20 protein-coding genes are annotated in these 22,219 nt (G+C 43.5%); 19 read left to right on the forward strand and 1 reads right to left on the reverse strand.

What is annotated here, in order from left to right:
- Window positions 1-5 precede the first annotated feature (5 nt).
- From LRM49_RS00900 to rsmA, 5 genes are all read left to right on the forward strand, one after another.
- Window positions 6-1,244, forward strand: coding sequence for a hypothetical protein (locus tag LRM49_RS00900; protein WP_243777999.1), 1,239 nt, complete (start codon window positions 6-8; stop codon window positions 1,242-1,244).
- Window positions 1,245-1,248: 4 nt separating this feature from the next.
- Window positions 1,249-3,351 carry an ATP-dependent helicase gene (locus tag LRM49_RS00905; RefSeq protein WP_243778000.1) on the forward strand — a complete coding sequence of 701 codons (2,103 nt, stop codon included), beginning with the start codon at window positions 1,249-1,251 and terminating at the stop codon, window positions 3,349-3,351.
- Between the two features lie 35 nt (window positions 3,352-3,386).
- Window positions 3,387-4,577 (forward strand): resuscitation-promoting factor, encoded by a 1,191-nt coding sequence (locus tag LRM49_RS00910; RefSeq protein WP_243778001.1) that lies wholly within the window; start codon window positions 3,387-3,389, stop codon window positions 4,575-4,577.
- Between the two features lie 73 nt (window positions 4,578-4,650).
- On the forward strand, window positions 4,651-5,694 hold the full coding sequence (locus LRM49_RS00915) for a resuscitation-promoting factor (protein ID WP_243778002.1): 1,044 nt from the start codon (window positions 4,651-4,653) through the stop codon (window positions 5,692-5,694).
- Entirely contained in the window at window positions 5,695-6,483 is a 789-nt protein-coding gene (rsmA, locus tag LRM49_RS00920; protein ID WP_243778003.1) for a 16S rRNA (adenine(1518)-N(6)/adenine(1519)-N(6))-dimethyltransferase RsmA, read from the forward strand.
- Between the two features lie 85 nt (window positions 6,484-6,568).
- On the opposite strand, the gene LRM49_RS00925 is transcribed toward rsmA, so the two are convergent.
- Window positions 6,569-8,029 (reverse strand): N-acetylmuramoyl-L-alanine amidase family protein, encoded by a 1,461-nt coding sequence (locus tag LRM49_RS00925; protein ID WP_243778004.1) that lies wholly within the window; start codon window positions 8,027-8,029, stop codon window positions 6,569-6,571.
- 99 nt (window positions 8,030-8,128) lie between these two features.
- On the opposite strand from LRM49_RS00925, the gene metG reads away from it, so the two are divergent.
- From metG to LRM49_RS00995, 14 genes are all read left to right on the forward strand, one after another.
- Window positions 8,129-9,640 (forward strand): methionine--tRNA ligase, encoded by a 1,512-nt coding sequence (metG, locus tag LRM49_RS00930; RefSeq protein ID WP_243778005.1) that lies wholly within the window; start codon window positions 8,129-8,131, stop codon window positions 9,638-9,640.
- 15 nt (window positions 9,641-9,655) lie between these two features.
- Window positions 9,656-10,462 (forward strand): TatD family hydrolase, encoded by an 807-nt coding sequence (locus tag LRM49_RS00935; protein WP_243778006.1) that lies wholly within the window; start codon window positions 9,656-9,658, stop codon window positions 10,460-10,462.
- An 11-nt stretch (window positions 10,463-10,473) separates the two neighbouring features.
- The gene (locus LRM49_RS00940) at window positions 10,474-10,779 is read left to right on the forward strand and encodes a hypothetical protein (protein ID WP_243778007.1); all 306 of its coding nucleotides are present in this window, start codon (window positions 10,474-10,476) and stop codon (window positions 10,777-10,779) included.
- Entirely contained in the window at window positions 10,780-11,217 is a 438-nt protein-coding gene (locus LRM49_RS00945) for a hypothetical protein (protein WP_129631416.1), read from the forward strand.
- A gap of 12 nt (window positions 11,218-11,229) precedes the next feature.
- Entirely contained in the window at window positions 11,230-12,387 is a 1,158-nt protein-coding gene (locus tag LRM49_RS00950) for a cysteine desulfurase family protein (RefSeq protein ID WP_243778008.1), read from the forward strand.
- Window positions 12,384-12,980: a YdcF family protein gene (locus tag LRM49_RS00955; protein WP_243778009.1), complete on the forward strand. Its 597-nt coding sequence runs from the start codon at window positions 12,384-12,386 to the stop codon at window positions 12,978-12,980. The genes LRM49_RS00950 and LRM49_RS00955 overlap by 4 nt, the downstream gene beginning before the upstream one ends.
- Window positions 12,977-14,029 (forward strand): tRNA 2-thiouridine(34) synthase MnmA, encoded by a 1,053-nt coding sequence (gene mnmA / locus LRM49_RS00960; protein WP_243778010.1) that lies wholly within the window; start codon window positions 12,977-12,979, stop codon window positions 14,027-14,029. The genes LRM49_RS00955 and mnmA overlap by 4 nt, the downstream gene beginning before the upstream one ends.
- A 76-nt stretch (window positions 14,030-14,105) precedes the next feature.
- Window positions 14,106-14,453 (forward strand): 30S ribosomal protein S16, encoded by a 348-nt coding sequence (gene rpsP, locus LRM49_RS00965; protein WP_129634821.1) that lies wholly within the window; start codon window positions 14,106-14,108, stop codon window positions 14,451-14,453.
- A 73-nt stretch (window positions 14,454-14,526) separates the two neighbouring features.
- Window positions 14,527-16,410: an alanine--tRNA ligase gene (locus LRM49_RS00970; protein ID WP_243778011.1), complete on the forward strand. Its 1,884-nt coding sequence runs from the start codon at window positions 14,527-14,529 to the stop codon at window positions 16,408-16,410.
- Window positions 16,411-16,459: 49 nt separating this feature from the next.
- Window positions 16,460-17,722, forward strand: coding sequence for a cell division FtsA domain-containing protein (locus LRM49_RS00975; RefSeq protein ID WP_129636425.1), 1,263 nt, complete (start codon window positions 16,460-16,462; stop codon window positions 17,720-17,722).
- A gap of 1 nt (window position 17,723) precedes the next feature.
- Window positions 17,724-19,355, forward strand: coding sequence for a hypothetical protein (locus tag LRM49_RS00980; RefSeq protein ID WP_243778012.1), 1,632 nt, complete (start codon window positions 17,724-17,726; stop codon window positions 19,353-19,355).
- Window positions 19,345-19,758 (forward strand): Holliday junction resolvase RuvX, encoded by a 414-nt coding sequence (ruvX, locus tag LRM49_RS00985; protein ID WP_129631399.1) that lies wholly within the window; start codon window positions 19,345-19,347, stop codon window positions 19,756-19,758. The genes LRM49_RS00980 and ruvX overlap by 11 nt, the downstream gene beginning before the upstream one ends.
- Window positions 19,745-20,821 carry an endolytic transglycosylase MltG gene (mltG, locus tag LRM49_RS00990; protein WP_243778013.1) on the forward strand — a complete coding sequence of 359 codons (1,077 nt, stop codon included), beginning with the start codon at window positions 19,745-19,747 and terminating at the stop codon, window positions 20,819-20,821. Before ruvX ends, mltG begins: the two co-directional genes overlap by 14 nt.
- A 191-nt stretch (window positions 20,822-21,012) precedes the next feature.
- Window positions 21,013-22,209 (forward strand): LysM peptidoglycan-binding domain-containing protein, encoded by a 1,197-nt coding sequence (locus LRM49_RS00995; protein ID WP_243778014.1) that lies wholly within the window; start codon window positions 21,013-21,015, stop codon window positions 22,207-22,209.
- Window positions 22,210-22,219 lie beyond the last annotated feature (10 nt).

Consider the following 22,219-nt stretch of genomic DNA (forward strand, 5'->3'; position numbering starts at 1 on the left):
GGCATATGACAGATATTGATTTTGATGAGTTGGATAGAGCGGTAAGCTCTCTTATGGATAAGCAGCGAGAAAAGGAAACTCCAGTGGTGGCTAATGAAAATAATAGCGATGTTTCTGTGTCTGCGCCCGTAGAGGAAAAACCTGCATCAGAGAACTCTATTGGTACTAGCTTTGCACCTCCAGTAACTCCATTTACGCCTCCGTCTGTTGCTTCTACTCCTTTATCATCGACCTCTCAGCCTGAAGCAAAAAAAGACTCTTCTAGCGATGATGCGACTCCTAAAGAAGTTGATAGTCCTACAAACGAGAAAGTTACTAACGACTCAATAGCCAACAGGGCTCCTGGTGTGGCCGCTAGCGAAGTCAAAGCTGCGCCAGTAATCGCGAGACGCTCGACTGGTCGTTTCATGGATGTTGTTAGACCTTCATCTGTCAGTTCTATCCAAAAACCTGCTGCTCTCGCTCCATCCCGAACTGGCACGACGATTCAGCCCTCACCTGATTTGGTGGACGTGATTAGCATAAATAATAGTCATTCTGCGGTAGGGAAAGAAATGTCTGATATAGTTACTCAACCAGATAATCTTAGCGACACTCCTGATCTTAAAGACGTACATAATGAATCTACTTTTGCGGAGATTGAAGATACGCCCGCTGAGGAGTTGTCGTTGACTGATAAGATAGCGCAATCGTTAGCTGTAAGCAATAGCGAAGCTCCTGCTGTACCGATGACTACGCCGCTGGAGTCTCCGTTTATTGCTAATGTTGAGGTAGAGAAGCGACCGCTTGGTTCTGTTAACCAAACTATGACTAGTTCTGAGATGACTAGCGATGAAGATGCGTCTATGTCTGCTGATTCTGAGGATGTAAAATTGGAACATCAATATAATACCAATTTATCTAATTACAGCATGAGTGAAAATTCTTTGGGTGATGCACCCGACTCGCCAATGGATTTGAGTCCAGAAATTATAGCAATTGAGGAGGCTGGCGTTCCTGAAGATTCAGACGATAAAATGTCCACCGACATTGATAGCTCTTTGATTGAATCTTCCGAATTGTCCGAAAAAGAAACTATGGATTCTGAGCCGGCACCGATGTTTGCAGCCGTATCTACAGAGGTAAAACCTTCAGCCGACAAAGAAAAGAAAAAATCTGGATTATTAATAGCGTTGCTTATTGTTCTATTTTTGGCAATTGGTATGGCTGGTGGCGCTGTTTCGTACTTTTTGCTGATAAAATAGATATATGTCTAAATTTACTGACGGATTAAATAGCGAGCAGGCTCGGGCGGTGATGCACGTTGATGGGCCGTTGTTGATTTTGGCTGGAGCCGGATCTGGAAAGACCAAAACTCTGACTCATAGAATTGCCTATTTGATTGGCGAGTTGAAAATATTTCCTAGTCGAATATTGGCGGTTACATTTACTAATAAAGCCGCGAAGGAAATGCGTCAGCGATTGGCGCAAATATTGGGTGAAGATTCTGAAAATCGGCAATTTATGCCGTGGATGGGAACTTTTCACAGTATTTGCGTGCGAATGTTGCGGATGGATGGTGAAAATATTGGCCTGAATAAGCGATTCTTAATTTACGATACCGATGATCAAATAAGCTTGATGAAGCAAATTATGAAGGCTCGCGGCTTGACTGATAAAGACATTAAACCTCGAGCTGTACTTTCGGCTATTTCAAACGCTAAAAATGAAATGCGAAATGCTGAGGATTTTTCGGCTTCGACTCGCGGTCCAAGAGAACAGAAAATAGCTGAATTGTTTTTTGCTTATGAAAAAGCCTTGAAAGATGCTTCGGTGTTGGATTTTGACGATTTATTGATAAAAACTGTGGAATTATTGAGAAGTAAGGCGGATATCCGTCATAAATGGCAGCAGCAATTCGAGCATATTCTGATTGACGAGTATCAGGACACGAATGCGGTGCAGTATGCGCTAATTAAGCTGCTGGTTAATTCGCGCCGTAATTTATGCGTGGTTGGTGATGACGCTCAGTCGATTTATAGTTTTCGCGGGGCTGATTATACTAATATTCTCAATTTTGAGCGTGATTTTCCGGGCACGACGGTGGTCAAGCTGGAACAAAATTATCGTTCGACTGGCGCGATTTTGAATATGGCAAATGCGCTGATTAGCCATAATATTCATAGAACTGATAAAAATTTATGGACAGCGAATGGCGACGGTGTTGAGCCAAAATTATGGCAATTATACAATGAGTCAGAGGAGGCTTTGGCGATTGCGAATGAGATTCAGGCGCAAATTGCGAACGGCCGTCAATACGGCGACGTGGCGGTGTTGTACCGAACGAATGCGCAAAGTTACGCAATTGAGCGAGCCTTGCGCCAGAGTTATATTCCGTATAAAATCGTCGGCGGTCTGCGATTTTTGGATCGAGCGGTCGTTAAGGATCTATTGGCATATCTGCGATTGTTATATCAGCCGAGTGATCGAGTTAGTTTTTTGCGAATTGTGAATACGCCAAAACGCGGTGTTGGCGCGGTGAGTATTTCTAAGTTTTTGGACTGGAATGACGCGTCAAGAAAAGACATAATTAGCGGGTTGCTGGCGGTTGAGGAGGCGGATACTTTGACAGCGCGCGCAAAACGTCCGTTGCTAGAGTTTGGTCAAAAATTGCACGATTTGCAGCAGGAAATTGACGGATCTCCAGCTGAATTGATTGAAAAAATCATGAAAAGTACTGGCTATGAAGATTTTATAAACGACGGAACGCCGCAAGCTGAAGAGCGAATGGAAAATATCGGCGTGCTTTTGTCAGAGGCGAAGGCTTACGTTGACGTGGCGACGTTTTTGGAAGAGATGGCTTTGATGTCTTCGACGGATACAACTGCCGATCAACAAGTAACGCTCATGACGCTTCATGCGGCTAAAGGCTTGGAGTTTCCGGTGGTTTTTCTGGCGGGACTGGAAGAGGGGATTTTGCCGCACGCAAGAGTGTTTGATAGCGGCAACGCTGATGACGTCGAAGAGGAGCGTAGGTTGTGTTATGTTGGTGTGACTCGGGCGAGGGAAGAGTTGTTCGTTAGCTGCGCCAGCTCTCGGACGCAATTTGGTCAGATCGGCTATAATATGCCATCGAGGTTTTTGGACGAAATGGGCTTGATGGCTGGTGGGGTTGATAGACCAGCTCAGCCGATCGTAGAGCCTGATTTTTATTCGGAAGATATTGGCTTGGAAGTTGGCGATCGAGTTCGCAGCCCGAGTTTTGGTTCGGGGGAAATTATTGATAGCGAAGGGTTGAGTGTTACGGTTCAGTTTGACAATGGGAATATTAAGAAATTGAACGTCGAGTTCGCACGCTTGGAGAAAATTTGATATAATAAGGATACCTGCGTTGTGGGTGTGAACTTATGGGTATAAGATTACAAGCAAAACACTATTCTAAGAAAATTACGTTTGTTTCTGGCGCGATATTGATGCTGGTTGGCGGTTTATTTTTTGTCAATCAAGCATTGGCTGACGCTACTAAGCCAGCGGCTAAGGCTGGCGAAAAGTTGGTGACGATTTACGACAGGGGCGCAGAAAAGACGATTGTTACAAAAGCGAGGACAATTCGCGAGGCTTTGAAATTGGCTAAGTTTTCTATTGATGAACGCCAAGACGTAGTCGAGCCGAGTCTTGATTCGGAGATGGTGGCAGAGAAGTATAACATTAACATTTTCCGCGCTCGTCCAATAACAATCGTCGATGGAAATAAACGCCTAAAGGTAACTACCGCCGAGCAGACGCCGGCTTTGATTGCGAAGGCCGCTGGAATTGAAGTTTTTGAAGAGGATAAAACTACTCTATCTAATTCCGATAATATGGCGGTTGATGGCGCAAATATGGTGATGAAAATTGACAGAGCCTCGATGGTTAATTTTGTGCTTTATGGCAAAGAATCTGTCATTCGTACACATGCTAAGACGGTTGGCGAGCTATTGAAAGAGAAGAATATTAACCCAAAGAAAGATGATACGCTATCTGTGGATCGTTCGGCGAAAATTATTCCTGGAATGAAAATTGAACTCTGGCGTAATGGCAAGCAAACTATAACCGCCGAAGAAGATGTGAAATTTGAGGTTGAAAAAGTTCAAGACGCGAATCGAGATTCGGGATATCGCGAAGTAAAACAGGCGGGCGAGAACGGCAAGAAGAACGTTACTTATGAAATCGAAATGAAGAACGGCGTGGAGGTGAGTCGTAAGGAAATTGCTAGTGTTGTAACAAAAGAGCCAAAGAAGCAGATTGAGATTGTGGGGACGAAAGTTAGTTTACCTTCTGGATCTCATTCGGATTGGATGTCTGCGGCTGGTATTAGCCCTGATGATTATGGCTATGTGAATTTCATTTTTACGAAAGAGTCAACTTGGAGAACGACGGCCAGGAATGGGCAATATGCTGGGCTCGGTCAGACGAATATAAATAATCTTTCTCAGGCTTGCCCAAATTGGCAAAGTGATCCAGTTTGTCAGATTAGAGTTTTCAATAATTATGCCGTAAGTAGATATGGTAGTTGGGCTGGGGCTTACAATGCATGGAATCGCCAAAAATGGTGGTAGACTAACGCTGGTGGCGTAAGTTGGTTACAGTCTATAGATAAAAAGTGCTTAATTTGCTATAATTTATTTGACTATGTTTACAAGTCATTATATGATTATGCGCGCAAAAGGTTTATTTTTTGGAAAAATTATTGGATTAGCTGTGTTGGTTGCGATTGCGACTCCAATGATTTCGTTTGCTGACGGAAAGACTTCTGGTGAGCATTTGGTTCGTATTTATGATCGCGGCGAGGAAAAGACCATTATCACAAACGCATTGACCGTTCGGCAGGCCTTGCGTGCGGCTAAGGTTACGATTGACGAAAAGATTGACGCGGTTGAGCCAAATATTGATATGGAATTGACCGGCGCGAAATACCAGGTCAATATTTTCCGCGCTCGTCCAATAACAATTGTCGATGGAAATAAACGTCTAAAGGTAACTACCGCCGAGCAGACGCCGGCTTTGATTGCGAAGGCTGCTGGGCTGACTTTGTATCGCGAAGATAAGACGCATTTTACGAATTCTGACGATCTTTTGGTGAACGGTGTGGGTCTGGTAATGAAGATTGATCGATCAAAACAGCGAACGATAACTGAAGAAGTTGATATTAATTTTGAGATTGAGCAGATTAAGGACGATTCTCAGCCGATTGGATTTAAGAGTGTTAAGCAGCTTGGGGAAAAAGGTGTGCGGAAGGTGACTTATCAGGTTGAGGTAGAGAATGAGCGCGAGATTAGTCGTAAGGAAGTTGCTAGCGAAATCACAAAGCAGCCAAAGAAGCAGATTGAAATAATTGGCACGAAGCCTAAAAATCCATTGACGAAAAGTAAGGGCGCGCAGATATTTACCGACTCCAAGGGTGTAGCGCATCGTGAAACGTATTATGATTTACCGATGAATATTGTGATAAAAGCTTGTGGTAGCGGCGGTACTTATACAGTGCGGGCGGATGGCGCGAAGGTTGATAAGGATGGCTATATTTTGGTGGCGGCTAATTATGGTAATTATCCACGATGTTCGGTGGTTGAGACCAGCATGGGTCCGGGAAAGGTTTACGATACTGGTGGATTCGCAGCCAAACATCCGCACGGATTCGACTTGGCGACTGACTGGACGAATGGAGATGGGCGCTAAATGGCTTCTTCTCATGGACCAAAAAAATCGCTCGGACAGCACTGGCTGAAGGATCCGGAGATTTTGGCAGATATTGCTGAAGCGGCCGAATTGACGGGTGATGATGTCGTATTGGAGATCGGCCCGGGGCTAGGCACCTTGACTAGTCGCTTGTTGGCTCGGGCTAATTCGGTGACCGCCGTGGAATTTGATACAGATTTGGCGCGAAAATTACCAGGGCAATTTCCGGGTAAGAAATTAACTGTCGTGAATCAAGATATATTGCAATTTGATCTGAATCAATTGCCAAAAAATTACAAAGTCGTAGCTAATGTCCCATATTACATCACCAGCAAAATTGTTGAAAAATTGATGACCGCGGAAAATAAGCCAAGCATTGCGGTACTGTTGGTGCAAAAAGAAGTTGCCGAGCGAATTGCGGCAGAGGCTGGAAATATGAGTATTCTGTCTGTGAGCGTTCAAATTTTTGCCGAAGCGGAGTTGGATATTGAAGTTCCTAGGCAGTTTTTTACACCGCCGCCAAAAGTTGACTCGCAGGTTGTGGTTTTAAGAACTCGTAATAATCCGTTAATTACTCCAGAAGATCAGAGAGATTTTTTCCGAATTGTTAAGTCTGGATTTTCTGCAAAGCGCAAGAAGCTGCGCTCTAGCTTGAGTGGTGGGTTGGGAATTGATAAGGGTGTGGCGGAAGAATTGCTGAAAAATGCAGGAATTTCACCAGATGCTCGCGCTGAAGATTTGGCGATTGATGATTGGAAGAAGCTACTGAAAGAGTGGCGGAATTTATAATTATTTAGAGACAGGTGACAATATCAAAAAATAAGAACGACTCAGCGGTTTTAAACTGAGTCGTTCTTTACACCAAAAGACTGAATTAATCTATCAGATTTTCGTGTTTCAAATCCTTAACGGCATTAGTAGCTTCTTCTTCGGTGAATCCCCAGTAATTAACAAGGTTATGTATCAAGCTATCTCTTCTAAAGTATCCTCCGGTTTTAAGAGTTTTTAGGGTGCGTAGTTTTGCTCGTTCGGTATAGTTGATGTTGTATTCTGCTAGTACCTCTACAACTTCCGATTCTGTAAAACCGCCAAATTTCGTTGTATAGTCTATTATATTTTTCTTTGAATACAGCCTTCCTTCCTGGTTGTTCTGGGAATCGGATATAAAGTGCTCCTCGATCCAGCGACGTGTATTATTCTTAAAGTCGTAATTTAGCCGATTAACTCCTGTTTCTGCCTCTTCTTTAGTGAAGTGGTACTCATTCTGCAGGCATTCTATGATGCGCAATTTTGAAGATCCAGACATATAATCTTTCAGTAGTCTTTCTGCTTCTCGTTGAGCGTTGCTTGCGAAGTCAATTTTTACTGTATTAAAGGCATTGTCAATCTCTTCTTTGGTGAATCCTTTAGATGTGAGTTGTTTTTCGTAGTTGACTTTTGATGAGAAGGTATACTGGTCTATATTCTGTAGGCTCTTTATAGCTTGATCTTTAAAGAATTTAGAAAAGTTGATTTCGCTACTCAGCGCCGCAAAAGCCTTATTAACCTCTTCTTCTGAAAACATGTAAGCACTGTGGCTATTTTCGCTAACGTTACGGAGAGTGAGGCTGCGAGTCATTGAATATTTCGAGTGTCGAAATGTTATGGAATTATTAGAGTTGTTCTGGTCGTCTACGATTTTTTTAATTGCTCTTTTCGCGTTATCTACAGCGTTGTATTCTGGGTAAATTGTCTCGATTAGCTGAAGTGCTGTATTGTATTCATCTCTTTTCCCAAAGGTGATACTATAGGCTTCGCTATATTTGGAAATATCGGACCTATATAGGTTTAGTGTTTTGCTGTTGAATCGGTTTTTAGCTTTCTCTGCTAATTCTCTTGAAAACCTCTTGTCCCATTTTCCGTCGCTTCCAACTACATAGTTATCTGGTGTGACGGTATTCTTTAACATGTCGCCATCTTTACCGACGTAGTAGTCGCCAACCCACTGGTCGTGCAGCATGTGACCTTTAGTGTCGAAGTAGTACCATTTGTCGCCAATCATTTTCCAGGTGTTTTCGGTCATGTGTCCGCTGGTATTAAAGTAGTACCAATGTCCGTTTATATATTCCCATTTACTGTGAATGATATATCCGCGCCCATCAAAGTAGTACCATTTATCGCCAATCCTCTCCCATTTGCTCTTTGGGTAACTGCCATCCGAATTTCTATACCACCATCCGATTGAGTCTTTGCGCCAATCTCCGCTTGCCGCATAGGTTGTTGTAGGTGTGCTTGCTGTGACTATGGTGACACTTACGATCATTGCTGCCACTAAGCTTTTTAAAATTTTCTTCACAATCTCCTCCTATTATATAGTGTACCTTAGTTATTATATCATATCGATTAGCGTTCTTCATCATTGGTCATGATCTGTTGAATTTGCTATAATTTACCTATGACTAAGAAACACGCTTACATAACCACTGCCATTCCTTACGTAAACGGCTTGCCGCATATTGGGCATGCCATGGACTATATGTTGGCGGATGTGTGGGCGCGTTATTCCAGGCAAAACGGTCGTGAAGTTCGTTTTCAGGCGGGTGTAGATGAACATGGTAATAAGATTGCCGCCAAAGCCGCCAGTCAAAATCAAACCCCTCAAGAATACGTCGATCAAACGCACGTCAATTTTAAGAAGATGATTGCTGAGCTGAATATTTCAGTGACTGATTTTATTCGAACAACTGACGCGCATCACGTTGCTGCGGTGCAATATATTTGGCAAAAACTCGTTGAGACTGGTTACATTTACAAAGGCTCGTATGAAGGCTGGTATTGTCAGGGGTGCGAAGCTTTCGTTACGGATAAAGAAGCTGCCGATAATAATGGGGTTTGTCCAGATCACCAAACTCCGTATCAGCGCTTGAGTGAGGAAAATTATTATTTTAAAACCAGTGCTTTTTCGGACAATATTCGTCAGGCGATTGAGTCAAATAAAATGAGAATCGTGCCTGAATTCCGTAAAAAAGAGTTTTTGGAATTGATGAAAGATGGCTTGAAAGATGTGTCGGTTTCCCGTCCACGTAAAAATCTTAGCTGGGGCGTGCCAGTTCCCGGTGATGATAATCAAGTCATGTACGTTTGGTTAGATGCTCTGAGCAATTACATTACGGTTATTGGCTATCCTGATCGTCCAGAAGAGTGGCAATCCTTTTGGCCGGCTGACGTGCAGGTTATCGGCAAGGACATTCTCCGTTTCCACGCTGGTATTTGGCCAGCAATGCTCATGGCGTTAGATTTGCCGCTTCCGAAGGTTCTGCTTGTTCATGGGTTTATTAATTCTGGCGGAATGAAAATGTCAAAGAGTCTCGGAAATGGTGTTGGTCCAGTCGATATTATTCCAGATTACGGTGCCGAGGCGTTTCGATATTATTTCTTGCGCCACGTACCGACGCAAGATGACGGCGACTTTACTTGGGAAAAGTTTGAGGCTGCGTATAATGGTGAGCTTGGCAATGATTTGGGCAATTTGGTTCAGCGAGTCGCTAAAATGGTGCAGAGTTATCAAGCTGGCGTTATTGGTGACGCTCCACAATCAGAGCATGACATGGGACCATATCGTCAGGCAATGGAAAGCTATATGTTCGATCAAGCTATGGATGAAATTTGGCTAATTGTTCGCTCTTTGAATCAATATATTGAGCGAGTTCAACCATGGCAAGTTGCTAAAAATCGCGATAAAGATCCAGAGGCGGAGTCGCATTTGAGCGAGATCTTGGCGCATGCTTGCGGTACGTTGTTGCAAGTGTCCGACATGTTGCGCCCATTTATGCCGCAAACCGCCGAGAAAATTCACAATATGTTCGCTAGTGGTGTCGTGCCGTCAGAATTGACGCCTTTGTTCCCGCGCAAATATATTCACACGCCAGATCCACGTGCTCCGAAAACAGAATCTCAGGTTAAATAGCTATGGGTGAAGTCGATGAGTAATAGTGCGACTGAAAATTTACGCTTGATAGATTCACATTGTCATTTGCATGATACGGAATTTTTTACGGACAATCGCGAGCAATTTTACAAAGAGACGGTCGAGGCGAATATTGGCATGATTTGTGTCGGTACTGACCAGCGAAGTAGCCGCCAAGCCGTAGAATTTGCCGTGAATCATGAGTTTACTTGGGCGGCAATTGGTGTTCATCCACACGATACGAAAGATGGCTGGGAAGATGTCAAAACTTTGCTGGAGAATAAGACGGAAAATTCTTCGATTGTGGCAATTGGTGAGATTGGACTTGATTATTATTACAATAACAGTCCGCGGGAAACGCAAATTGAGGGCTTAGAAGCGCAACTTCAAATGGCGGTTGATTACAATTTGCCAGTAAGTTTTCATGTTCGCGATGGTGCCGCAGGTCAACCGTCGGTTTGGGATGATTTTTGGCCAATCTTCGATAATTTTCCTGGGCTTCGCGGCGTGTTGCATAGTTTTACCGATACGCGTGATAATTTGGAAAAGGGTTTTTCGCGAAATTTGTACGTTGGACTTAATGGAATTAGCACATTCACAAAGGATCAATTGCAGAAAGAATTGTTCGCTTCAATCCCGCTGGAGCGATTATTGCTAGAAACTGACGCGCCGTTCTTGACACCAGCGCCGTTTCGTGGTAATATAAACAAGCCAGAATATGTGAGATTGGTGGCTGAATATTGGGCGAAGCAGCGAAATATTGATTTTGATGTTTTAAGCCAAGCTACTCTTCACAACACAAAAGAACTTTTTGGCATTTGAAAGTGGAGAAAATGAATAGTATGTCGGAATGTGTTACAAATACAAAAACACCTGAAATTGAAGCTCGCAAAAAAGAAGCTCGCAAAAAACTTGACACTATTTTTTCTGATGCCGAGCGACGCGATAACTCTAAGGTGAATCCTGAATTGGGAAAGACTGCGTTTGACGTAGCGAATATCCCTAATAACGAGGCGGTTGATTTTTGTAAACAGGTGCTTGGTGAAAAAAAGAAGCCTACTGATCCTGTTGGGTCTGTGAAAGAAATTGGCAATATATTAGCAGATCTTCGAAAAACTAAAGCTAACGAGGTACAATAAGTGACTAAGTTTTTGAAAAAAGTACGAAGTTTGGTTTTTGCTGATGATAGCGACGCGGTGTCTTTATTGAAATTCCGTAAAAAAGATCGTCCATTAAAGAAATTTACCGAGCGCGAGCTAATCCAATTGGAAAGTGAAATTGGCGCAACAATTTTTGGCGAGAAGCCGGCGTATGTTGCGCGACGAGAATTTTTTAATTTAGATAAAGATACCTGGATTTGGTATGAAGAAGTTGCTGATGGTAAGGGTGGTCGGCAAGAATTGACGACGCGTTATGAAGTGCAACCAAAGGGAATTTTGAAGATTCAGCCGAATTATCGCTACAGTTACTTGGAGGGCGACGAGCTTCAGAATTTTGTCTTGGCAACTAAGGAATATTACGAGCGAGTTTCTCGGCAATTATATAAGAAAGATCCGCAAACCGGTCGGCCGCTTTGATATAATAAAAAAGTGAATAAAGACTATATCTATCTTGATCATGCCGCCGCCACGCCAATGGACCCGTTGGTGGTCGAGGTGATGTTGCCATATTTTTCTGAAAAGTTTTTCAATCCGTCTAGTCCGTACGCTCCAGCGATATTTACAAAGCGTGAATATCAAGACGCGAAGGCTCGGCTGGCGCGCTGCTTGGGTGTGATGGCTGATGAATTGATAATGACAGCTGGAGCAACTGAGTCTGTCAATTTGGCGTTTAATGCGGCAAATGGCGTAAGTTTAATTTCGGCAATTGAACATGACTCGGTTATTAATTCCGCAAAAGCGCGTTCGGAAGTGAAGCTAATTCCGCCAATGAAAAATGGACGAATAGACCCGAACACGGTTAAAAAAATGTTAACGCCAGACGTTGGATTTGTTAGTGTTGCGTTGGTGAATCATGAACTGGGCTACATCCAGCCAATTGAAGAAATTGCGGAAATTGTAAAGGCTGAGCGACTCAGGCGCCAAGAAAATGGTGAATCTTTACCGTTGATTTTTCATACAGACGCTTCGCAGGCGGCGGCTTTAATTGATGTGAAAATTAAAAGGCTGGGCGTTGATTTATTGACATTGTCTGCGGCGAAAGTTTACGGCCCAAAGCAGGTTGGTTTGCTGTGGGTGCGACCTGGCGTTACACTGAAAGCTAATATTTTTGGTGGCGGTCAAGAGTTGGGGTTGCGCAGCGGAACTGAAAATGTTGCTGGCGTAGTTGGGTTTGCGACGGCTTTGGAATTGGCACAAAAACGACGCTCTGCCGAAGTGAAGCGACTGCGAAAACTACGAGAAAATTTGGTAAAAGATTTGAGGCAGGCTTTTCCTGATATGTTGACATCATCAGATATGAAAAAAAGTTTGGTGAGTTTTTTGAATATATCATTTCCTGGAGTTGATGCTGAAAGATTGGTGTTTTTATTAGAATCTCGTGGGGTTTTAGTGGCTACGGGGAGTGCTTGCGCGGCTAATTCTGGAACACGTTCTCATGTACTAGCGAGTGTTGGTCTGAGCGAATCAGAGATTGACGGAAGTCTAAGGCTTACCTTAGGCAAGTTGAACAATGATGAGAATATAAAGCGAGCTGGCAAATTTATCATCGAAGCTGTGCGAGCGGAAATGGAGAGGACTCGTCGATGATTCATAAACTAGTTGGCTTGATGATTTTTGCTGCTTTGGTGATTTTTGGGCTTAGCGCGTATTTATCGCCGAATGATTTGGGAAAATGCCAAAGCGTGGGCGGGGGCGATTGCCGTAAGGCTGATGCAATAGTTGTTGTCAGCGGTGGCGATACGAATGCGCGAACTGACGAGGCTATTAAATTGTACAAAGAAGGCTGGGCGCCGTTGATTGTTGTGTCGGGCGCGGCGGCCGATAAAACCGGCCCGTCCAACGCTAAGGCTATGTACCAGCGAGCGATTAACAGCGGCGTTCCTGAGAAGGCCATTGTTATGGATGAATCTTCCGAGACGACCAGACAAAACGCCACCGAGGTGAAGAAAATTGTCGATTCGCGAAAAATTGAAGATGTGATTTTGGTGACAAGCGGATATCATATGCGTCGGGCGCAACTCGAATTTTCAGCACAATTTAACGACGTGAAGATTCGAAGCCATCCTGTCGCTTCTGATAAAAACTGGAGCTCGTGGTGGTGGTTAACGCCGTGGGGTTGGTGGCTGGCAATGGGTGAATTAATGAGAATTGGGCTATTTGCTCTGGGGTTGTCCAGATGAGTAAGAAAGTTTTTGTTGGAATGTCGGGCGGTGTGGATTCCTCCGTGGCCGCGGCACTTTTGGTTGAGCAGGGTTACGATGTAACGGGTGTTTATATGAAAAACTGGTCGGAAGATCTGCCTGGAATGCATTGTCCGTGGGCGGAAGATGTTGCTGACGCCAAGCGTGTGGCGGTTGGCTTGGGCATTGATTTTCGAGTTTTTGATTTCCAGAAAGAATATAAGCAAAACGTTGTCGATTACATGATCCGCGAATATCAAGCGGGTCGCACGCCAAACCCAGATATTATGTGTAATCAAGAAGTGAAGTTTAAGATATTTTTGGAGGCCTCGTTGGCGGCTGGAGCGGATTATATCGCGACAGGGCATTATGCGCGTGTTGCTCATGAATCGTCTTCGTCGGCTAAATTGTTACGCGCTCGTGATGACAATAAAGACCAAACCTACTTCTTATATCGAGTGACTTCGGAAGCTTTGTCAAAAACCATATTTCCGCTGGGCGATTTCACTAAGGCGGAAGTTCGCGAAATGGCGAAAGAGCGTGGTTTGTGGACGGCTAGTAAAAAGGAATCGATGGGAATTTGTTTTGTCGGGCAAGTTGGAATTCGCGAGTTTTTGTCGGAATATGTTAAAACTGCGCCAGGAAATATTATTGATCAGCAGACGGGATCTGTTGTCGGTAAACATGACGGCGCAATTTTCTATACGCTTGGTCAGCGTCATGGTTTGAATGTAGGTGGCGGACTGCCTTATTATGTTGTGGGCAAGGATATGGAGAAAAATGAGGTTTACGTGTCACGCTCGATTGACAATGAAAGTTTGTGGCGAAAAGAACTTAGGCTGGCGGATATTCGTTGGATTAATCAAGCGCCGTATAAAGATAAGAATGTGCAAGTCCGGTTGCGTCATCGAGGCGCTTTATTCGACGCAAAAATTGACGGAGATATTGTGCATCTTTCTGCTTCGGAGCGTGCCGTAGCTGCGGGTCAATCTGCGGTAATATATGACGGCGATGAATGTTTGGGTGGCGGAATCGTGAAAACAGATTGACGTTATAGGAAAAATAGTGTAAACTGTTCTAAAGTAAGGAATAATAAAACGTAGAGTTAAAGGAAGAATTAATTTTATGCTAGCAATTCGTTTGCAACGTTTGGGTCGCAAAGGTTATCCAGTATATCGCTTGGCGGTACAAGAAGCACATCGTCATCCATCAAGCGGTCGTGTAGTCGCTTATGTCGGTAGCTACAACCCGCACACTAAAGAATCAAATATCCAAGTTGAATTGGCTCAGAAATATTTGGACAATGGCGCACAGCCAACACCACGCGTAGTTAAGTTATTGAAAGAAGCTGGCGTTAAGTTGCCAAAGTGGGTTAAGGAAGTCTCAGCTGACAAGCACAAAGCCATCCGCAATCCAGAAAAACTTCGCAAGAATCAACCGAAAGAAGAACCAGCTGAAGAAGTAGCTGAATAATCTGTTGAGATTGGCGATTTGACCTATAAACCCCATCTGTAAGGTGGGGTTATTTTATGGTATAATTACACTCATGAATGCCCAAAAAATACGTAGCAAATATCTTGAATTTTATAAAAAACAAGGTCACGCCGTCGTTGAGCGTGCGCCGTTGATTTTAACTAATGACCCGACGACTTTATTTACGGGCGCCGGAATGCAGCCGATGATTCCGTACTTGCTTGGTGAGACGCATCCTGAAGGTAAGAGAATTGCTGATTCTCAAACGTGTTTGCGAGCGCAGGACATCGACGACATTGGCGACAATCGTCATACGACATTTTTTGAGATGCTTGGAAACTGGAGTTTGGGCGACTATTTTAAGGAAGAGCAAATTGGCTGGATGTGGACGTTTTTGACTGAGGAAATTGGTCTTGACCCGCAGAGATTGTACGTAACGTGTTTTATTGGCGCACCGGAATATAATATCGAGAAAGATGTTGAAGCGGCTAAACTGTGGCAGAAAAAGTTTGCAGAAAAGGGCATCGATGCGAAGATGGCAGACATCGGCAGTGAAGAGCAGGGCGCAGCGCGTGGTGTAAATCCAGGTGAAAGAATTTTCTTTTATGACGGCAGTAAAAACTGGTGGAGTCGCAATGGCGGTCCAGAAACTACTCCGGTGGGCGACCCGTGTGGTCCGGATAGTGAGATGTTTTATGAGTTTGATTTCATTGAGCATGATCCAAAATTTGGTGAAAATTGTCATCCGAACTGTGATTGTGGTCGATTTATGGAGATTGGCAATAACGTATTTATGGCATATAAAAAAGTTGCTGAGGGGCAATTTGAGCCGCTCGATAAGCCAAATATTGACCATGGATCTGGACTTGAGCGAATCGCGGCTGCAGTAAATAATGATCCTGACGTCTTTAAGATTAGCTTGCTTTGGCCGATTATTGAAAAGCTACAAGATCTGAGCGGCAAAGATTATGCTTCACATACCGAAAGTATGCGAGTGATTGCCGATCATTTGAGGGCTGCGACGTTTATGGCGGTTGATGGGTGCGTGCCAAGTAATAAAGAGCAGGGCTATGTGATGCGTCGTTTGCTCCGTCGAGCAATTCGCTATAGTTTTGATTTGGGAATCGAGCAGAATTTCCTGCAAGAAGTTGTGCCGACGATTGCTGATTTGTACGAAGCTGATTTTCCAGAGGTGAAGAATAATCGCGACAATATCATCGCCGTGCTAGTCAAGGAAGAAAAAGCTTTTCGCCAGACTCTAAGAAAAGGCTTGCGACAAATGCAGCGCTACATTGACGATGGCTTGACTGGTGAAGAATTGTTCACTTTGTACGACACTTTCGGCTTCCCAGTGGAACTCAGTACGGAAGAGGCATATAAACAAGGAATTAAGCTTTCGGACAATTGGCGCGAGGAATTTACCGCGAAAATGAATGAGCAGCGACAGCGCTCTAAGACGGCTCGCAAGGGGCAGTTTAGTGGCGGCCTGGAGGGCCGCGATCCGATCCATCTCAAATATCACACAGCAACACATTTATTGGGCGCGGCGTTACGTAAGGTTTTGAATGCCCCAGATTTACAGCAGCACGGAAGCAATATTACTGCTGATCGATTGCGTTTTGATTTTAATCACGATAAATTGACGCCAGAAGAAAAGCAGGCGGTCGAAGATCAGGTTAATGCTTGGATTGATGAAGATTTGCCAGTTAGTTTTGCTGTATATCCGACCGATGAGGCATTGAGTATGGGCGCAATTGGCGCGTTCGGCGAGCGTTACGGCGACGAAGTTAAGGTTTATTCCATTGGCAAGGATGGTAACATTGTTAGCTTTGAAGTTTGCGGTGGCCCACACGTCGAACACACTGGAGTTTTGTCTGAAGATGGCAAGCGATTCAAAATCACCAAAGAAGAATCTAGTTCGGCTGGAATTCGTCGAATCAAGGCTGTTTTAAGATAGATAATTAACTGTTGCTCTAAAATCACAAGCGTTATATAATATTTCTTATATGGCATTGAAAGACATGTTGAAGAAGTCTGATAAAGATAGTCGCGAACTATTGGTTAGCTTAGATATTGGTACGGAGGTGGTTAAGGCTTTAATCGCTGAAGTTAAAGATGACGAACTGAAGATTATTGGTGTTGGTCGAAAACAGCAGGAAATGGGCGATATGCACAGCGGTGCAATTGCTGATATTGCTGGGGTTGTGGCGAATTGCGAAGAGGCTCTGTCTGAGGCTGAGGATCAAGCTGGCGTTCAGGGTAAGCGGGTTGTTATTGGCATCGCGGGCGAATTAGTTAAGGGTGTTACGAACACTATTCGCTATCGCAGGCCGCAGCCAAATAAGCCATTAGACATTGCTGAGATGGAATTTATTATTGAGAAAGTCCAGGAGCGAGCCCAGGGAAAAGCTCAGGCTCAAATTGCGCTGGAAACTGGCAATGAGGATGTTGAAGTTAAGCTAGTTAACTCGGCGCTGGTGAGTATTCATATTGATGGCTATAAAGTTTCGAATCCGATTAGTTTTCAGGGGCGAGATGTAGCGGTGCAGATTTACACGGCGTTTGCTCCGATGGTTCATATCGGCGCGTTAGAGAAGGTTGCGGACGAGCTCGCGCTGGATTTAGTGGCTGTGGCTGCTGAGCCATTTGCGGTGAGTAGGAGCGTTTTGGGATCGGATACGGATAGCAATTTCACGGCGATTCTAGCAGACATTGGTGGTGGCACGACGGATATTGCAGTTGTTAATGACGGCGGAGTCGAAGGTACGAAGATGTTTGGCATTGGTGGACGAAGTTTCACTAGGACTATTGCGGCTGACCTGGATTTAAGCTTCAAAGATGCAGAAAAGTTGAAGCTGAATATTGATAATGAGAATTTGAAGCCTAGTGTAAAGAAAAAAGTTGACGCGGCGATCGACAAGACTTTGGAAGTTTGGCTATCAGGTGTTGAATTGGCGCTGAGCGATTTTGATAATGTCGATTATTTGCCGAATAGGATTTTACTGTGTGGCGGCGGATCGAGCTTGCAAAAAATTACCGAAGCTCTAAAAACTCGACGCTGGCCAGAAGACCTACCTTTTACTAAGAAACCAGTAGTTCAATATATCAATCCAAGTGATATTACAGGAATAGTTGACGAAACTGGAGATATTAGCGATCACACATTTGTAACTGCAATGGGCTTGTTGCGAGTTGGATATGATACAATTATCGGTAGTCAAGACGGTAATAGTTTAGTTGAAAAAGTAAATAGGTTATTAAAGATTTAAAATGAATAAAGACGTTATTTATATCGATGTAGAAGACGACATTACGACGATAATTAGTAAGATTAAGGCGTCGAAAGAGAGAATTATTGCGTTAGTGCCGCCTCGAAGAATTGGCGTTTTACAGAGTGCGGTCAATATTCGATTACTAGCTCGGGCGGCAACTTCGGCGGATAAGAGAATTGTATTAATCACGAATGATTCGGTTTTGGCTGGATTGGCGGCAACCGCGAAAATTCCTATTGCAAAAACGCTTCAGAGCAAGCCAGAAATTGCGGAGATTCCAGTTCTGAAAGTTGATGACGACAATGATGTGATTGATGGCGGCAAACTGGCAGTTGGAGATATGGCGGATTCCGCGAAAAGATCAAAGAAATCCGATGAAGACTCTGCCGTAGATAATGTTATAGCTGACGAAAACAAGAAGGAGTCTAAGGGGTTGGACTCTCTGAAAAAGATGGTTAAAAAACCGAAAGTCCCTGATTTTAATACATTTCGTAAGAAGTTCTTATTGATAGGCGGTGGTACCTTACTTTTGATTGTATTTTTGGTTTGGGCAATTTGGTTTGCTCCACATGCCACGGTTGTTATTTCAGCAAAGACTACTAGCATGACAGTCAGTGATACCGTCAGCTTGAATGAAACAGCCACTACAAGCGCAAGATCTAATGTCATTAAGTCTGTAAAGAAAGAATTAGCAAAGGAAGTTAGTGTTGAATTTTCTGCTACGGGCAAGAAGAATGTCGGAGAAAAAGCTACTGGAGTAGTTGTCTTCAGTAACTCGTCGTCAAGTAGTGTGACTATTTCAGCTGGCACAATCTTGAAAAATAGTGGACTATCTTATACTTTGAATTCTTCTGTGGCTGTCCCAGGAGCTACGTTGGGTTGGAGTTGTCCAGGATATAAATGTCCGGGATCTGCTTCTGGGTCTATTACCGCAAGTGAGGGCGGAGCTCAGTATAATGCGGCAACTGGTAGTATGAGTATTTCGGTTGATGACATTTCTGCGTCGCTACGGTCTGCTACTAGTGGCGGTACCGATAAAACTGCAACGGTTGTGACGGCTAGTGATATAGAATCGGCAAAAAGCAAGCTGAGCGAAAAGAAGATTGATGGATTAAAGGAGCAATTGTTGTCATCATTCGGCGATTCGGCAACGGTTATAACGGAAAGCTACGTTGAAAATCGATCAGATCCTAACTCAAGTGTAGCGGTAGACGGCGAAGCGACTGGAGCTGTAACTCTGAAATCGACAATTACCGCCAGCGCATTAGCTATTGATAAGAGTGAGCTAAAAAACTTTGTGGAAGCAAAGCTTAAAGAGGAGATTTCTGGTAAGAAGTCGCAGAGAATTTATGACAATGGAGTAAACAAGGTTGCGTTCTCGCAATTTTCTAAGGCGCATAATGTACAGACTGTGCGTTTAACTACGAATGGCAAGGTTGGCCCAGATATTAAAGAAGCGAACGTAAAGGATCAAGCCAAAGGTAAGAGTTACGGAGAGGTTCAGTCTGCTATTGAATCTATCGAAGGTGTTGAAGACGTCGATGTTAAATTCTCGCCATTCTGGGTTAAATCTGTTCCAAAAGATGTCAATAAGATTAATGTCGAGTTTAAGATAAAAGATGTCAAGTAAAAACTTCTTAGCGCTGGATGTTGGATCTCGGCGAATTGGTTTGGCTATGGCGGATTCGCAAGTGAAGATCGCTGTGCCGTTTGGTTGGTTGGAGAATAATGAAAATATCGTCCAGGAAATAACAGAGCTAGTATTGAGGCACGATATTGATACGATCGTAGTGGGCTATCCACGAAATCAATCTGGCGAACCAACAAAGCAGACGGAATTTGTAGAAGAATTTGTTAAGCAATTTGAAGACATTGAGCTTGATACGGAGATTGTTTTTCAAGATGAATCTTTAACGAGCGTGCAGGCTGAGCAGAGATTGGGGAATAAAATTAAAGATAAGGGCGAGATTGATGCGGAGGCTGCTAGCATAATTTTGCAGGACTTTTTGGAGGAGAATTATGAAAATTCGTAAACAACGTATTTGGCTATTAGTGTTGTCAATAGTTGTGGCTATCGCTGGAATCGGCACTCTTGGGGCAACAGTGTGGTACAAGCAGATGCTTTCTCCTGTTGATGTAAATAGTCGGCAAGCTTTCAGGATTAATATTAAAGAAGGTATGGGGTCTAGTGATATTGCCAAAACTTTAGAGGATAATAAAATTATCAAAAACTCTTTAGCATTTTCTATTTACACAAGGCTTCATAACTCAGCGAGTAAGTTCAAGGCTGGCGTTTATTCTGTAAAATCTTCGCAATCTGTCGATGAGATAATTAATCATTTGACCAGCGGTAAAACTGATGAGATTGCTATAACATTTTATCCTGGATCGACTTTGAATAAAAAAATGAAGAATTCTGACGGCAGAGAAGTTGAATCCGTGTTGCTTAAGGCGGGATTCTCGGACGATCAGATAAAAAAGGCATTTGCCGCTAAGTATGACAGTCCAGTTTTTGCGGGTAGACCGGAAAATGCTGGGCTTGAGGGGTATATTTATGGTGAAACATTCTATATTTCCCCGGATGAAACCGCAGAACAGGTTTTACAACGCTCAATTGATCATTTGGAGAAAATTGTTAAGAAATATAATTTAGAGGGTAAATTTAAGGCTCGAGGACTAACTTTGTATCAAGGGATAACTCTAGCATCGATTATCCAGCGCGAGTCGATCGGCTGTGGGTCTGGTGTGGAAACTTGCGAGGATCAGCGTAAGATTGCTAGCGTATTTTACAATCGCCTGAAAGCCAATATGCCGCTTGGCTCTGATGTAACATATCAATATATTGCTGACAAAACAGGGGTAGAGCGCTCGCCAAACCTTAAATCGCCATATAATACACGCATTCAAAAAGGCTTAACTCCTGGACCAATTGCTTCGCCCAGTTTGAGCGCGTTGAATGCCGCTGCTGACCCGATAAACTCTGATTATCTATATTTCCTGAGCGGCGACGATGATACTACGTATTTTGCGAAAACCAACGAAGAGCATGAGTCTAATATCAAGACTCATTGTCAAAAGAAGTGTCAGATTTCTTGACAAAAACGCATTTTATAAAATTTATTGACTTTATTGTCAATGTTGTGTAAAATAGATGTTAGATCATTTGTCTAATTTATCAATAGGGGGGTGAATTACGATAAATGACCTGCCAAAATTGTCGCTACGGATATAGCAAAACTAATGTAGAATAATAATAATCAATTAGGTCGACAACATATCCTGTTCTATTGCGAGAAGAAAGACAATTTGGTAGAGGTGCTAGTGGTAACATTGGCGCAAGGAGAACGATTATTCGTAACCATTTTACATCTCTTCGGAGTAAAAAACGTAAACTGCAATCATTTGCAATCTACGGTGGAATATTTTTATTGACTATATCATTTTTGGTCTACGGCAATAGCGGTAGTAATGTATCTGCTGAAAGATCAAAAACTTTAGCATCATCTGAAACTACTGGTGTCTCGTCGGTGTCTAAGTCTGCTAAGTCTAAAACAACTTCAGTAGATGAATTAACGGCAGCTAATGCTGTGACTAACTTGGCAGAAACGGCAGAATTGCCTTCGGCTGGTGACTTGCGCGAGTCCGAAACTTCACTAACAATTAAGAAGAATCTTTCTCAGAATGATGCAGAAGTTATAACAAAACCTGACATTGTTAAGCCAGACACTTCGGCGGCTCGTGGTATTTCATCTTACATAACCAAAGAGGGTGACACGATGGAGTCTATTGCTAAGAAGTTTAAGATTTCATCTCAGACGCTTCGTTGGGCTAATAATACAACTTCGGACGCTGTAGAGCCGAATAAGACTCTAGTTGTGCCTCTTGTTGACGGTGTTGTTTATACTGTTAAAGACGGCGATACTGCCCAATCTCTAGCAGAAAAGTATAAGACGAGTGCTGAGCGCGTCGTTCTATACAATGACATCGATGACGGCGTTAAGTTGTCTGCTGGCTCTAGGATTGTGTTGCCTGGAGGTGAGCTTCCAGAAAATGAGCGACCTGGTTATGTCGCTCCGCGAAGTAGGTCATATGGCAATCGATATTCTTCGTCGTCGACTACTACGAGCGCGAGTCGAAGCTGGTTGACTGCTTCTGTCGGCAACCGCTATGCAGCGGGTAACTGTACATGGTATGCATACGAGCGTCGTTTGCAGCTTGGTCGTCCAATTGGTAGTTTTTGGGGTCATGCTAAGGCTTGGAGTGCTAGTGCTCGTGCTGCTGGGCTCGTGGTTAACAATGTTCCAGCGCCGGGTGCTATTATACAGAATACTTGGGGCGGCTATGGCTATGGGCACGTCGGTATCGTGGAGCGAGTAGATGGTCAGAATATCTATGTTTCAGATATGAATTATGCGGGCTATAATATTATCTCTTCTCGTACCGTACCGCTTGCTGAGGCTGGTCGCTATAACTTCATTCACTAAAATTTAAAAT

Origin of the sequence: Candidatus Nanosynbacter sp. HMT-352 (genome assembly GCF_022819365.1) — a bacterium.
In the GTDB taxonomy this organism is placed as follows: Bacteria; Patescibacteriota; Saccharimonadia; order Saccharimonadales; family Saccharimonadaceae; genus Nanosynbacter.

Coding starts and splice junctions, on each gene's coding strand:
- LRM49_RS00915 (WP_243778002.1), top strand. CDS start 4,651: ATGTTTACAAGTCATTATATGATTATGCGCGCAAAAGGTTTATTTTTT.
- LRM49_RS00980 (WP_243778012.1), top strand. CDS start 17,724: ATGAATAAAGACGTTATTTATATCGATGTAGAAGACGACATTACGACG.
- metG (WP_243778005.1), top strand. CDS start 8,129: ATGACTAAGAAACACGCTTACATAACCACTGCCATTCCTTACGTAAAC.
- LRM49_RS00900 (WP_243777999.1), top strand. CDS start 6: ATGACAGATATTGATTTTGATGAGTTGGATAGAGCGGTAAGCTCTCTT.
- ruvX (WP_129631399.1), top strand. CDS start 19,345: ATGTCAAGTAAAAACTTCTTAGCGCTGGATGTTGGATCTCGGCGAATT.
- LRM49_RS00975 (WP_129636425.1), top strand. CDS start 16,460: ATGGCATTGAAAGACATGTTGAAGAAGTCTGATAAAGATAGTCGCGAA.
- LRM49_RS00910 (WP_243778001.1), top strand. CDS start 3,387: ATGGGTATAAGATTACAAGCAAAACACTATTCTAAGAAAATTACGTTT.
- mltG (WP_243778013.1), top strand. CDS start 19,745: ATGAAAATTCGTAAACAACGTATTTGGCTATTAGTGTTGTCAATAGTT.
- LRM49_RS00970 (WP_243778011.1), top strand. CDS start 14,527: ATGAATGCCCAAAAAATACGTAGCAAATATCTTGAATTTTATAAAAAA.
- LRM49_RS00905 (WP_243778000.1), top strand. CDS start 1,249: ATGTCTAAATTTACTGACGGATTAAATAGCGAGCAGGCTCGGGCGGTG.
- LRM49_RS00935 (WP_243778006.1), top strand. CDS start 9,656: ATGAGTAATAGTGCGACTGAAAATTTACGCTTGATAGATTCACATTGT.
- LRM49_RS00955 (WP_243778009.1), top strand. CDS start 12,384: ATGATTCATAAACTAGTTGGCTTGATGATTTTTGCTGCTTTGGTGATT.
- rpsP (WP_129634821.1), top strand. CDS start 14,106: ATGCTAGCAATTCGTTTGCAACGTTTGGGTCGCAAAGGTTATCCAGTA.
- rsmA (WP_243778003.1), top strand. CDS start 5,695: ATGGCTTCTTCTCATGGACCAAAAAAATCGCTCGGACAGCACTGGCTG.
- LRM49_RS00940 (WP_243778007.1), top strand. CDS start 10,474: ATGAATAGTATGTCGGAATGTGTTACAAATACAAAAACACCTGAAATT.
- mnmA (WP_243778010.1), top strand. CDS start 12,977: ATGAGTAAGAAAGTTTTTGTTGGAATGTCGGGCGGTGTGGATTCCTCC.